This window comes from Corynebacterium sp. UMB10321 (genome assembly GCF_030228725.1).
In the GTDB taxonomy this organism is placed as follows: domain Bacteria; phylum Actinomycetota; class Actinomycetes; order Mycobacteriales; family Mycobacteriaceae; genus Corynebacterium; species Corynebacterium pseudogenitalium.
The window spans coordinates 1-12,958 of sequence record NZ_JASOZC010000001.1; the positions used below are offsets into that span (position 1 = coordinate 1).

At 64.6% G+C, this 12,958-nt stretch carries 10 protein-coding genes and 1 pseudogene; 6 read left to right on the forward strand and 5 right to left on the reverse strand.

Features of this window, described 5'->3' with window-relative positions; all coding sequences use genetic code 11:
• Positions 1 to 216 precede the first annotated feature (216 nt).
• Positions 217 to 615, reverse strand: coding sequence for an SHOCT domain-containing protein (locus tag QP752_RS00005; protein ID WP_070477224.1), 399 nt, complete (start codon positions 613 to 615; stop codon positions 217 to 219).
• 232 nt (positions 616 to 847) lie between these two features.
• Here QP752_RS00005 and QP752_RS00010 point away from each other — a divergent pair, with 232 nt between their 5' ends.
• The 6 genes and pseudogenes from QP752_RS00010 to QP752_RS00035 all read left to right on the forward strand — a co-directional run bounded on the left by QP752_RS00010 (position 848) and on the right by QP752_RS00035 (position 5,311).
• Entirely contained in the window at positions 848 to 1,159 is a 312-nt protein-coding gene (locus QP752_RS00010; RefSeq protein ID WP_070363309.1) for a transposase family protein, read from the forward strand.
• A 227-nt stretch (positions 1,160 to 1,386) separates the two neighbouring features.
• Positions 1,387 to 2,733 (forward strand): annotated as a pseudogene (locus QP752_RS00015) (IS256 family transposase).
• Between the two features lie 441 nt (positions 2,734 to 3,174).
• A complete protein-coding gene (locus tag QP752_RS00020) occupies positions 3,175 to 3,894 on the forward strand; it encodes an SDR family oxidoreductase (protein WP_070363308.1) in 720 nt (239 codons plus the stop codon).
• 29 nt (positions 3,895 to 3,923) lie between these two features.
• Positions 3,924 to 4,256 (forward strand): heavy metal-binding domain-containing protein, encoded by a 333-nt coding sequence (locus QP752_RS00025; protein WP_070363307.1) that lies wholly within the window; start codon positions 3,924 to 3,926, stop codon positions 4,254 to 4,256.
• Between the two features lie 2 nt (positions 4,257 to 4,258).
• A complete protein-coding gene (locus tag QP752_RS00030; protein ID WP_070477226.1) occupies positions 4,259 to 4,546 on the forward strand; it encodes an RNA-binding S4 domain-containing protein in 288 nt (95 codons plus the stop codon).
• Positions 4,547 to 5,311 (forward strand): VOC family protein, encoded by a 765-nt coding sequence (locus QP752_RS00035; protein WP_284803841.1) that lies wholly within the window; start codon positions 4,547 to 4,549, stop codon positions 5,309 to 5,311.
• A gap of 717 nt (positions 5,312 to 6,028) precedes the next feature.
• Here the strand turns inward: QP752_RS00035 and QP752_RS00040 are convergent.
• From QP752_RS00040 to QP752_RS00055, 4 genes are read right to left on the reverse strand one after another with little or no spacing between them, the layout of a single operon-like run.
• Positions 6,029 to 6,814, reverse strand: coding sequence for a hypothetical protein (locus QP752_RS00040; protein WP_070363304.1), 786 nt, complete (start codon positions 6,812 to 6,814; stop codon positions 6,029 to 6,031).
• Positions 6,808 to 8,658 carry a M13 family metallopeptidase gene (locus tag QP752_RS00045; RefSeq protein ID WP_284803843.1) on the reverse strand — a complete coding sequence of 617 codons (1,851 nt, stop codon included), beginning with the start codon at positions 8,656 to 8,658 and terminating at the stop codon, positions 6,808 to 6,810. The genes QP752_RS00040 and QP752_RS00045 overlap by 7 nt, the downstream gene beginning before the upstream one ends.
• A gap of 44 nt (positions 8,659 to 8,702) precedes the next feature.
• Positions 8,703 to 9,587 carry a cutinase family protein gene (locus QP752_RS00050; protein ID WP_284803844.1) on the reverse strand — a complete coding sequence of 295 codons (885 nt, stop codon included), beginning with the start codon at positions 9,585 to 9,587 and terminating at the stop codon, positions 8,703 to 8,705.
• Positions 9,588 to 9,605: 18 nt separating this feature from the next.
• Positions 9,606 to 12,947: an arabinosyltransferase domain-containing protein gene (locus QP752_RS00055; RefSeq protein ID WP_284803845.1), complete on the reverse strand. Its 3,342-nt coding sequence runs from the start codon at positions 12,945 to 12,947 to the stop codon at positions 9,606 to 9,608.
• Positions 12,948 to 12,958 lie beyond the last annotated feature (11 nt).

The window sequence follows — 12,958 nt, forward strand, 5'->3', positions numbered from 1 at the left end:
ACACGGCGAAGCAGAAGCCCTTCATGCCCCCAACAAGCCCACCCACGGAGTTGACAACCTATATAGGAACACCCCCCGCACACAAACAATCGGACACCCTCTGCCCGGTATGCGCCTGCTCGCGCGCGCAAGCCGCACACTTGGCGAATACCTAGGCCGCGCCGGATGGCCGCCCTCGGACCGCGACGCTGCGGCTGGCGAGGGAGCGGACCAGGGTCAGACCGAGGAGAGCGCCCTTGCCTTGATCTGGTCGAACTCCTGCTGGGTAATCGCTCCCGAGTCGAGAAGGGCCTTCGCCGAGGCGATCTCATCGGTCGGGCTCGATCCGGCGGAGCCGCCGGCGACGGACTTGATGTACTCATCCTGCCGCTGCTGGAGCTCCTGGCGCGCCTCGACCGCGCGGTCGGTCATCCCCCGACCTCGAACAAGCAGGTACGCGAGCATTCCGATGAACGGCAGCGCGAGGATGAACACCACCCACAGCGCCTTCGCGAAGCCGCCGAGGTCCTTGCTGCGGAAGAGATCTCCGAAGATCCACCACAGGGACATCAACCATGCGAAGAAGATGAAGAACTCGAACATGGCGAGTAGGAATGAGCCGTTGTCGTCGAACATTTGCTGACTTCCTCCTGACTGGATGGACGCTGGCCGAGCGGTCCACGCGGACCCCAGCGCACGACGGTTAGGAACAAGGACGTGCCCGGGCCGTCGCCGAACCATGTTAGCAGCTTTTCCTCACCAAGCGTGGTAGCCGGGTTGCGACGCGCTGACCGGGTTGGGCTGGTGAAGACGGGCCTGGGACTCCACGATTCGTAGCGACCAAGCAACGGATCGAGAGGAGTCCCAGGTGAGTGTTGAGGCTACCGTCCTGTCCGCTGCGATGCTCGGCATCTCGGGGTTGGTGGTGCTTGCCGTCGGTGAGTACGGCGGTGAGCTGGAGCTGTTGGTGGAGACCTCCGAGTCGGTGACCGGGTGCCCGCGGTGCGGGGTGGTCGCGGTGGCCCACGGCCGGCGTGAGCATCTGGTGCGTGACATCCCCTCGGCGGGGCGGCCGGTGCTGCTGGTGTGGCGCAAGCGGCTGTGGCGGTGCGCCGAACCGGCGTGCCCGCAACGTACCCGGTCAGTACACCTAATAAAGCGACGTCAGTACGTTCGCTAATGCTCGAGCTGATCTTTCATCGCTCGTACCTCTTGGCTGCCAGCGTGGTCACTTATTCGCAACCGCCCACCGTGCGTTCTCTACACCCCTCACCGTTGCACTCATGTGAGACATTTGAACGCGCTGTGGCCTTATCCGTCCCCGCGGATTGCTCCTCGCCTGTCATTCCTGAAGGGTGTCAGGAAGTTTGTGTGTGAGGCTCTGATCTAGAAGGAGTTTCACCGATAATGACTACGGTGTCACCGAAGAAAACCATGACCCGGCGAGGGTCAACGAGATCAGCGAGAAGCTGATGGAAAATTCTGAAATCGCCAGCTTGATTAGCGAGCTGTCGAGCTCCGCTGATGATGCAAGCGAGCTGGTCAAAGGCCTGCTGCAAGCATCAATCAACGCTGGCCTTAAGGCGGAGATGGATGCGCACTTGGGCTACGGCCATTCCGACCGCAAAGCGAAATCCCAGGTCGAAACCGCACAGGAGAATAATCACCGTAACGGGTCGTACACCAAGACCGTCAATTCTGGCTACGGCGCAGTTGAGGTGACCGTGCCCAGGGATCGTGCCGGCACGTTTACTCCCCGGATGGTGCCCAAGGGTGCACGTCGGCTCACAGAGCTCGACGACATGATTATCTCGCTCTACGCCGGTGGGATGACCGTGCGCGATATCCAGCATCACCTCGCGACCACCCTTGGGGTGGATATGAGCCCGGATACGATCAGCACCATTACCGATGCGGTGTTAGACGAGGTCATGATCTGGCAAAACCGCCAGCTCGACGAGTTTTACCCGGTGATCTTCCTCGACGCGCTACGCGTGAAAATCCGTGACGGCCACCGCGTGGTCAACAAGGCTTGCTACATGGCGGTTGGTGTCGACATGGACGGCATCAAGCACATCCTGGGACTGTGGATCGCCGACAATGAAGGAGCCGCATTCTGGGCATCGGTGTGTGCGGATCTGGCTAACCGCGGTGTCCAAGACGTGTTCATTGTGTGCTGCGACGGGCTCAAAGGCTTGCCGGAAGCCGTGGAGGCAACCTGGCCGAATTCCATGGTACAGACCTGTATTGTGCACCTGATTCGGGCTGCGAACCGGTGGGTGTCCTACCAGGACCGCAAAGCAGTCTCCCGCGCGCTGCGTGAGGTCTACACAGCCGCTAACGAGGACACCGCACGTGCCAGCCTGGATGCTTTCGAGGCCAGTGAACTGGGCCGGAAATACCCCCAGTCGGTCAAAGTCTGGCGCGACGCCTGGGAGCGGTTCGTGCCGTTTCTGCAGTTTCCGCCGGCGGCACGCCGGGTGCTCTACACCACCAATTCAATCGAGTCGCTGAATGCTGAACTGCGTAAAGCTACCCGCAACAGGGGCCAATTCCCGAACGATACTGCCGCACTAAAGACGCTGTGGCTGATGATCTGCAACATCGAACAAGCGTGCCGCCCAGCGAGCGAAGAAAGCAAAGCGCGACATTGAGTGCAACGGCTATATTGAAGGAGCGAAAGCCACCGGGTGGAAACAAGCCATCAACCAACTAGCCGTGGCTTACCCCGACCGATTCGCGGACTACTTGTAAACCACCCCCCTAGAGCACTCGATCTCGCTGGGGTCCCTGCGCTACCCGCAGACTTCATACCACACACCAGACGTCATTTGGTGTTGGTTTCTCGAAACGGGCGAATGGAACTGTTTTGAAAACCATATCTGGTTGTTGTCCGAGGTCATCCCAGGAAACCAGATAGATTTATACACACAAAATGTCTCTTAAGCCCAATTTGGAGCATGAAGCAACCCATAGGATTCCTCCTTATCAGGCGCCGCCCCATAGGGTCCTTCCGCAGGTGAGGGACGAAATCCCACGGAGAGGCGCAGGTGAATAAACTCCTGCGGACAGTGAAGTACTCACATGAATGGGTACGCACTGCAGGTGAGAGTATAACCCTGAGATTTGAAAAAGCAGGACGATCACCCAAACGCCCAGGCACGCCGAGCCCGCACGAGCACTACACTGCCAACCATGACAGAGACAACGAAAGTAGCCGTAGTAACGGGAGGCTCCGCCGGGATCGGGGAGGCGTGTGCGCGGGCGCTCGCCGCGGACGGTTGGAAGGTGTACGTGGCGGCGCGCCGGGTGGAGCACTGCCAGGCCATCGCAGAAGAGATCGGGGGCGTGGCGGTGCGCCTTGATGTGACGGATGAGGTGAGTGTGGGGGAGTTGGCGTCGATAATTGAGGGGCCGGTTGGGCTGCTGGTGAATAATGCGGGCGGCGCGAAGGGCCTCGACCTGCTTCGCGACGCGAACCCCGCCGACTGGCAGTGGATGTACGAGACGAACGTGCTCGGCACCATGCGGGTGACGAAGGCCCTGTACCCGCACCTGCTGGAGGCGTCCGGTCTGGTGGTGAACATTGGGTCCGTGGCGGCGACTGACGCGTACAAGGGCGGCAGCGGCTATAACGCGGCGAAGTACGGGCTGCGCGGGATCACGCGGGCGCTGCGACGGGAGGAGGCGGAGAACAACATCCGTGTTACGGAGATTGACCCTGGCCGGGTGAAGACGGACTTCTCCCTGAACCGTTTCGCGGGCGATGCCGAGCGTGCGTACGCGGTGTACGAGGGCAAGTTGAACTTGACCGCGGAGGACATTGCGGAGGCGGTGCGCTGGGTGGCGAGTTTGCCGCCGCACGTGAACATCGATACGTTGTCGATTATGCCGACTGACCAGGCTGAACGCTAAGTGTCGGGGGCGTGGCTTAGACTGGCTGCATGATTCTAAGCACTACTAATTCCGTCGATGGGGGCACCATCGCTGAGTACATGCGCATCGTGGGCGGCGAGGCGATCGTCGGCATGAATGTGTTCAAGGATTTCGCGGCGGGCATTCGCAACATTGTGGGTGGTCGCGCCGCCGCGTGGGAGGCCGACGTCGTGCGCGCCCGCGAGGAGGCCCTGAACGAGCTGTGGCATCGCGCCGCGGAGATGGGGGCTGACGCGGTGGTTGGCGTGAAGGTGGACTACGAGTCCATGGGCGCTGACGGCGGCATGATGTTGGTGTCCGCGGTGGGCACTGCGGTCAAGCTTGCTCCGCCGGTGGTGTAATCATGGCGTTTGATGTGGTGATTTCGGGGGAGAGCATTAAGCTCGGTCAGTTTTTGAAGGTGGCCAACCTTGTGGAGTCCGGCGGGCACGCCAAGGAGCTCATCAACGCCGGCGAGGTCAGTGTCAATGGGGAGGTGGTGCGTGCGCGCGGGCACCTGCTTTTCGACGCCGACTCCGTCACCGTCGGCACCCAAACAGCAACCGTGAGCACCGGCGGGGATGACGGCGACTACTTCGATGAGCGCACCGCGAACGACGATTTCGATCCGGAAAAGTGGAGGAACATGTAAATGCCTGCGTTTCAGGGAACACCAGGGATGCCGTACTGGCAGGACTGCTTGACCAAAGACGTGCAGAAGTCCGCGTACTTCTACTCGAAGGTGCTCGGGTGGGAAGTTACGGGCGAGACGTACCGGGTTGCCCGCAAGGACGGGCTGCCGGTGGCGGGGTTCGTGCCGTCAAAGCAGGAGCGGGACCTGTGGGTGACGTACTTCATGGACGCGGACGGCTCGATTGAGTCACGCGTGGAGCCGCTGGGGGGCAAGGTGCTGAGCTCCCAGGAGGTGGACTTCGGTGTGATGACGGTGTGTGCCGACTCGTCCGGTGGCCTGTTCGGCTTGATGCGCCCGGCGGGGGAGGATGCCTTCGTTGCCGCTGGTGAGCCGGGTGTTTCGGTGTGGTACGAGTGCGTGGCGCCGGATGAGGCCACCGTGGACTTCTACGGGGAGCTGTTCGATTGGGAGCTGCGCAAAGAAAGCGGCTACTACATTGCGCTGCAGGAGGGCGCGGCGTTCTTGGGCCTGCGTCTGGACCCGCGGCTGCAGCAGCACGGCCTTGCGGCGGTCTGGCACTCCTACTTCGGCGTCAAGGACGTTGATGCGGCATCCCACGCGGTGCGCATGGGTGGCGGCCAGGTGTTGGCTGGCCCGACGCTCAGCCCGTTCGGCCCGATGCTTGGGGCGAAGGACGCCACCGGCGCCAACGTGTACCTGTGTGAGGTGCCGGAGCCGGTCGGTGAGGACGTCAGTGAAGCGGACTCCATCCTGGACCTCTAGGGCGCGAAACGAAGCGGAAGCACTGTGTTGAAGAAGTGGATTGCTGCGCTGCTGGTGTGCGCGCTGATGCCCGCGTTGCAGGGCTTTCACGTGAACCCCGGCTACACGCGGGAGCGCACTGCGCTGGCGGTGGTGCACCCGGACGGCCGGGTGTCGATCTCCCCGGCGGGCGAAGAGCCACGCGCCGCGCTGTCCCTGGCCAAGCTCTACCTGGGGTACTGGGTGCTCTACAACGGCACGAAGGAGGAGAAGGCGCAAGTTGAGGAGATGGTGCGGGTGTCCAACGACGCGATCGCCGAGGAACTCGACGCCCGCTACCCGCAGGCCATCGACGAGATTGCCGCCGACTTCGAGCTGGAGCGAACGCAGCGCGTCGGCGCGTGGGGCACGACGTTGACGTCTGCGAGGGACGTGGCCACCTTCATCGCGGCCATCCTGTGGGACCCGGTTGCTGAGCCGCTGTTGGACGGGATGCGTCGGCAGTCGCTGGTGGCCTCTGACGGGTTTGGTCAGCAGTTCGGCACCGCGCGTCTGCGCGGCGTGCAGGGTTCCAAGATGGGCTGGGCCAACGAGGCCACCACAGCGACCGCCTCTGTCTCCTGGGGCACCACGCTGGATGAGACGTGGGCGGTGGCGGCGCTGACGAACGGCAGCGCCTACCACAACACCGTCGACGTACGCCGTGGCATCGTGCAGCGCCACGACGCCACGCCCGCGTCAGCGTTCGGCCGTACCAAGTCCGGCAAGAAACTCCGCGGCATCCAGGACCTTGCGCCGGTGCTGGGCCGGGGTAGCGATCACCCCGGTGGAGACGTACTCTTTCACTTCCGCCCCCTCGACTGAGGGCTGTTCCCACGCCGCGTCGGACGCGCGCTGGAGCAGCACCTTCGCGTCGCCGGTTGCTACTGCTGCGGTGGCTTCGGCGGGGAAGGTGAGCACGTAGGCGTCCGCGCCCGCAGGCAGCAGCCCGCAGGAGGAGCCGGTGCCCCACACCGCGACCACGTCCGCGCCTTCCTGGCGTGCGGCATGCACGGCGGAGGCGACGCCAGTCGGGTCGTCTACGTCGTAGGCGCGGGCACCGGCCTGCTCAGCGCAGGCGGCAACCTCGGGGCGCCAGGCGAACTCGCGGGCATCCGCTGGCCCGTCGTAGCAAGACACCACCCACACGCCGCCCTTTGCGGGCGCCTTCGATGAGGTGAACACCTGGCCCAGCGGGGCGTCCTCGACGGAGACGTCCCCGGTCAACGCCACGCCCGGCATCTGGTGATCCACTGCGGAGCCCAGCATTAGCATCGCGGCGTGCGTAATCCGGTCCGGAAGCAACGCCAGGTACTGCGGGGAGTCCTCGTAGGACGCCTCGATGTAGGACACCAGCTGCGCGAGCTGCTCGGACTCCGGCAGGGTGCGCTCCACGCCACCGACCTGGAACTCCTCGGAACCCTGCTCGTTGAGCGGGTAGTGCGCGCCCTCCGCGCCGGGCTGAAGCGACGATTCCTCTACCATATTTTGACCCTTTCCTCCGGGGCGATCCACATCGGGGAGCCGGGCTCCACGTCGAAGGCCTCGTAAAACTCGTCAACGTTGGAGGCGATGACGTTGCAGCGGAACTCGTTCGGCGAGTGCGGGTCAATCGCCAGCAGCTGCGTCGCCATCTCCGGCCGCGCCTTCGAACGCCACACGCGGGCCCACGCCAGGAAGAGCTCCTTCAGGTTCGGCTCGACGTTGTTGTCGGCGCAGTACAGCTGGTACGCCACTACCGCGATACCAAGGCCGCCCAGGTCGCCGATATTCTCGCCGAGCGTGAACTCGCCGTTGACCCCCGCCACGTCCTGGCCCTCCAGCACAGAAGGCACCAGACCCTGGAACTGCTCCACCAGCTTCGCGGTGCGTTCCTCGAAGTGGGCGCGGTCCTCGTCGGTCCACCAGGAGTTGAGGTTGCCGTGGCCGTCGTAACGCGAGCCCTGGTCGTCGAAACCGTGGCCGATCTCGTGGCCAATCACCGCGCCGATCGCGCCGAAGTTGCGCGCCGGGTCCGCCTCCGGGTCGAAGAACGGCGGCTGCAGGATCGCGGCAGGGAAGGTGATGTCGTTGACCACTGGGTTGTAGAACGCGTTGACGGTCTGCGGGGTGGTCACCCACTCGGAGCGGTCCGAAGGCTTGCCGATCTTGCCCAGCTGGTAGTCATGCTCGAAGGCGGCGCCGCGGCGCACGTTGGCCACCAGCTGCTCACCGGAAGGGTCAAAGGTCAGGCCCTCGTAGCTGCGCCAGGTTTCCGGGTAGCCGATCTTCGCCTGGAACAGGCGCAGCTTCTCCAGGGCGCGCTCGCGGGTGGCGGGTGTCATCCACGGCAGGTTGCTGATGCGCTGCTCGTAGGCGCGCACGAGGTAGTCCACCAGGGAGAGCATCTGCTCCTTCGACTTGGCGGGGAAGTGGCGCGCCACATACTCTTTGCCGATCTCCTCGCCCACCAGCGACTCCACCAGCCCCACGCCGCGCTTCCAGCGGTCGCGCTGCTGCGTCGCGCCGGAGAGCACCGTGCCGTAAAACTCGAAGTTCGCCCGCCCGATCTCCTCGGTGAGCACGCTTGCGCGCGAGCGCAGCACGGTCCACGCCGCCCACAGTTGCCAGTCGGCGAGGGTTTCGGGGCGAAGCATCGTCGCTAAGTCCTCGGTGAAGGAGGGCATCATGTTGATCACGCGGCCGTCGCGAAGCCCGGCGCCGCGCAGCATCGTCACAATTATCGACGGCAACTCCGCCAACTCCACCGGGTTGTAGGTAGCCATCGCGTCCCGGCTGCGCACCACATCCCAGTGGCTGGCCGCCACCTGGGTCTCCAGGTTCATGATGCGCTGCGCCGCCACCTCAGGCGTAAGCCCCAGCAGGTACGCCGGGTCCAAAAACGCCAGCATGCGGGCCACGTGCTTCTGGTAGGTGGCGCGGGTCTCCGCGTGGGCGTCCTCCCGGTAGTAAGCCTCATCCGGCAGGCCAAGGCCGGATTGGACAAGGTAGGGCACGCTGTCCTCGCCCTGGGAGTCCTTTTCAACCCAAAAGGCCAGGGGGGAGCCGACACCCGTGCGGTCGAGCACGCCCAGGTTGTGGGCGAACTCCTCGATATCTTTCACCGCGATCAGGTCCAGGTCCGGCTGCAGAGGCGCGGTGCCTGCGGCGTTGATGGCGTCGGTATCCATGAAGGAGGCGAACAGGTCGCTGGTCTCCGAGACGATCGTGTGGACGTCCTCCTCCGCCTTGTCGCGCAGGGCGTAGAAGGAGCCGTCGATACCGCGATCGGCTGGGATCTCGTGGGATTCGACCCACTCGCCGTTTACGTGATGAAAAAGATCATGCATGCCCACAACTCTAACGTGTGGGGCGGACATGCGCGTCGGCGGGACTAGCGGTGGTTGGCGATCCAGTTCGCAGCCTCATGCTGCTGCGCCAGCGTGTAGGACCCGTGCGCACCGATCGAGTGGATGATGCTGCTCGTGCGGCCGTCGTTCGCGCGCGCGATGTCAATCACCCAGCGGGGCATCCCGCCGCTGCTCAGGTTGACGTCCATCGCAGGGTCGACGATCTCGCGCTGATCCTCCGACGGGGAACACACGATGTCGCCGGTGTTGCAGATCTCCAGCACGCGCTCACCGAGGTCGCCATAGCCGCCCTCCAGCTCACCGAGCGCGCCGCGCACGTGTGGCGACGTTCCCACAGACATCACCGCACCGTTCCCGCCCTGGTAGGGGCTGGAAAACAGGGCAGCCGAGACGACGCGCTCCTTCGCGATAGGGCCACGGTCATGCGCAATGTTATTCAGCATCCGCGACACAATATCCGCGCCGAGGGAGTAGCCAGTGAAGCTGAAGCGCGCGTTCGGGCAGGCGTTCGCGATGCCCGCGACGGCCTTCTTCGTCTCCGCGTAGCCACGATTCGACGCCGTCTGGTACTGCGTGGTGGCGAACGGCGCGGCGTCGTACGCGATCCACAGCGGCTGAATCTGCCCACCCGTATACAGCTGGGTAAGCACGCCCGTGAGCCACACGTTCCCGCCGTGCGGCAGGTTGCGCGGTAGCCCCGGCATCGTATTGACGCCACCCGGCACCGCAATCAAGTACTCCGACTTGCAGCCCTGGGACTTCAGCAGGCTCGGCAGCCGGAACGACGGTGCGATCGGCGCCGGCAGCTGCAGCTGCTGCGCAGACGCCGGAGCCGCCGCACCAACCGCGACAAGGGCGGCGGTAGCGGCGGCAACAAGAACGGAGCGGAGGGATGAGAAAGCGCGCATGGCGCCTCATCTTAGCTGTTAGACCTCCCGAATCTTCATCGGGCCTGGGGTCCACCACCCTGAACGGGTGACCTCTTCGAGCTGGATCTCCGCGAGCGCTGGCACCTCACCGATGGAGTTCGTGCGCAGCTGGTAGCGGGACAGGGAACCCCAGTCGCGCTGCCAGTCGCCCTTCATGTACCCCGGCACCTGGTAGGAGTAGTTCACGGCCTCCGCGGTGGACAGCGCACCGCCGCCCAGGAAGTCCATGAAGCCGGACAGCTGCTGCTTGCCCGGTGCGTCAGGCATGATGCGGAACTCCGGAATCTCGGTCACGCCGGCGAAGTGGTTGAACGTGCGCTGGCACGGGTACTGGAAGGCCACCGACCAGTCGAGCAGGCCCGGGGTGTCCGAGTCGAACATCTTGTTCAGCGGCTGCAGCGTCGGGTTGCGCAGCGGGGTGACGGCCATCCAGTCGTCCTCCGCAAGGGAGGCGTCCTCGGCGACGAGGCGCACCACGTTCGCCTCCTCAGGCAGGTCCGCGATGGGGTAGCGCAGGTTGCGCCACTTCGGTGTCGGGCCCTGGTCCAGCATCTCGGTCTCGCCCAGGGTCTTTATCGAGCCGTCGTCGCTGCGCACGCCGTACTCCAGCACCAGCTCGGCACCTTCCTTCTCGACGCCATTAATGTCGTGGTGCGCGATCTTGCCAGCCACGGACGTGACCAGCAGGGGGGCGTCGTCACGCTTCTGTGGCAGCTCGAACCAGGTGGTTTCCAGGTAGGCCGTGCGCGTCGCGCGCTCGTCGTATGTGCCCAGCAGCGGGATGCGGTTGAAGTCCAGGTTGAACGGCAGGCGCACCGTCGACCCGTTGACACCGCGCAGCGTGAACGGGCGGTTGCCCTCGACGCTGCGTGCATCCGAGGAGAGCTCAGGCTCCTCGTTTGCATCCGACTGGACGGTTTCGATGGCGGTGTCGTCGCCCGATTTCGTATCCGTGGTGTCGGCGTTGTCGTCCGCGATCGTGGCAGGCACGCCGTCCGGGTGGAACGCGCGGTTCACGCCGGAGTCCAGCGAGCGGCCCAGCGGCACCCCGTCGACGGGGGTGAGGAAGGAATCGTTCGTGTCGGTCTCCAGCAAGATCTCGCTGCCGAGGGCGCAGATGTCACCCTTGAACGTCTTCACGTTGCCCATGCCCACCGAGTAGTTCGGAGTCTGCTCCGCAAACGCCTTCACAAAGGTCAGGCAGGAAAACGCCACCATGAGTACCGCGGCGACGGCGATCGGCGCGGCCATCACGCCAGCCCAGCGCGACGCCGCCGCGCGCTCCCGCGCAGAATCAGGGCGCGGCCGCAGCCACTGGACGACGCCCACCAAGGCAATCACCAGCGTAATTCCGAGCAAAACAGTGTTCGCCTCAATGCCCTTCACCTGTGGGTTCTTGTCCCACCACGGCACGCCGAAGGAGGACACGTACCACCAGGCGTTCCAGCCCGCCAGACTCAGGGACACCAGGAAGAGCACCGCGGCGATCGCAAAGGAGCGGTTGCGCGCCGACTGCAGCGCAAAGTGAGACAGCACCACCGCGCCGAGTGCTGCGACCACACCGCCGATACCCGCATAGATACCGAAGTGGTGCGTCCACTTCGTCGGGGTGAACATCAGGAAGAACGTGGACAGCCCGATGATCAGCATCAGGCGCTGCGTCGGCTTCGCAGGCGTGCCTGGGATCGCGCCGTGGCGTGCCATCGAAAACAGGATGAGGACTACGCAGAAGGCGAAGACCAGCATCGGGAAGCGGCGCGACAGCGAGCCGTCGACAGCTTCCTGGAACAGCGTGCCGTAGCGCACCCACTCCGAGTACCAGGACAGCGCCGGGCCGACCTCGCCGCGCACCTTGGTGGCCTCCAACACCGTCGCCAGCGTCTGGTCCTTGAACACCGGCACCATCACGGCGAAGCCCGCCGCCAAAAACGCCGCTATGTACGCGATGCCCGGCGCAATCGCGCGTCGCTTGTTCATGATGCGGAACACCTCAGGCAGGCAGATCAGGAACACGCCCACCGCCGCCAGACCCGTCGGGCCACAGGCCAGCGTGAACGCCGCCACCACCGTGCCCAGCGCCGCCGGGGCCAGTCGCTTCGTGGCGATCGTGCGCTCAAACAGCGCCCACGTCAGCGTCAACCCCATCGCGATAATCGGCTCCGGGCGGGTGCCGTTGTTGTACGGCAGCCAGAACGCCAGGAACACAAACGCCGCAGTCCAGTACGCCATCCGGCGGTCAGCAATCACCGCGCCGAAGCGCGGCAGCAGCTCGCGGGAAATCAGCCACCACGCCAAAATGGCGGCCAGCAGCGTCGGCAGGCGCATCCACATCGACGCCGTGGTCACCTTCGCCAACAACGCCAACACGTCATAGAACGGGGAACCGAACGGCGCCTCGGGCACGCCGTACCAGCGGTAATAGTTCGCCATGTAGTCCGAGTCGTTCGAGACCCGCGCCATCGTCAGCAGGAAGCCGTCATCCGAGGTGTTCGCGCCGAACACGTGCCAGAACCCCAGCACCGCCAGCACCACCGCGTCCAGCGGCTTGAACGTGCGCCAGCGCCGGTTGAACAGCGGGATGCGACGCCCATCAAGCTGATCCAGGCGCCACAGCCCCCACAGGCTCACCGCCATCGCAGCCAGCCCCAGCCACATCGCTAGCGACTTCACCAGGGTCGGGCTGGACGTAAAGCGAGAGTTGATCTCGATGTTGGCGGCGAGCCCGGCGTCGATAAGCTGCGTCGATGACTCCTCCTTCAGCTCCGAGTACAGGCCACTGAGCTGCGGACGGTAGTCATCCTCGAGGACCTCCTCGAAGCTGGTGCCCGGCACCGAAATCTCTGCCTGTTCATCCGTGATGTGCACCCGCAGCTGCTTATCCGGGCCGATACCCGCCAGCTCGCCGGGGCTCAGCTCGAAGAGCACCTTATTAATCGAGCTGACCACCAACCCGCCATCCGGCGCCGACACAAACAGGCCACGGTCCGTCGCTTCCTCCGAGGACGCAGGCAGCGTCGACACAATAATGTTCTGGCCTTCACGCAGGTGACGCGTCGCCTCCAGCGGCACCGTCATGTCAATCTCCTGCGGCGCCAGCGAAATCAGCGGGGCATTCACCGACCCCACCGAGCCGCCTTGCGGCCACTGCACTGACGACTGCACCTGCGTCACAGGCAGCAGCGGCGTCAGCAGCAGCAACACGAAGGCGATGAAGCCGGACACGACGGTCGCAGTCACCAGCTGGCGCGGGGCGCGCCGAGGTTGTTGCGCGCCGGGCGTGCTCGCCGCACTCTGTGGGTTCGCAGGGTTCACGGGATTCACGGATGTCTCAGTTGTCACAGGGGCATACT

Coding starts and splice junctions, on each gene's coding strand:
- QP752_RS00025 (WP_070363307.1), top strand. CDS start 3,924: ATGATTCTAAGCACTACTAATTCCGTCGATGGGGGCACCATCGCTGAG.
- QP752_RS00005 (WP_070477224.1), bottom strand. CDS start 615: ATGTTCGACGACAACGGCTCATTCCTACTCGCCATGTTCGAGTTCTTC.
- QP752_RS00045 (WP_284803843.1), bottom strand. CDS start 8,658: ATGCATGATCTTTTTCATCACGTAAACGGCGAGTGGGTCGAATCCCAC.
- QP752_RS00050 (WP_284803844.1), bottom strand. CDS start 9,587: ATGCGCGCTTTCTCATCCCTCCGCTCCGTTCTTGTTGCCGCCGCTACC.
- QP752_RS00040 (WP_070363304.1), bottom strand. CDS start 6,814: ATGGTAGAGGAATCGTCGCTTCAGCCCGGCGCGGAGGGCGCGCACTAC.
- QP752_RS00030 (WP_070477226.1), top strand. CDS start 4,259: ATGGCGTTTGATGTGGTGATTTCGGGGGAGAGCATTAAGCTCGGTCAG.
- QP752_RS00020 (WP_070363308.1), top strand. CDS start 3,175: ATGACAGAGACAACGAAAGTAGCCGTAGTAACGGGAGGCTCCGCCGGG.
- QP752_RS00035 (WP_284803841.1), top strand. CDS start 4,547: ATGCCTGCGTTTCAGGGAACACCAGGGATGCCGTACTGGCAGGACTGC.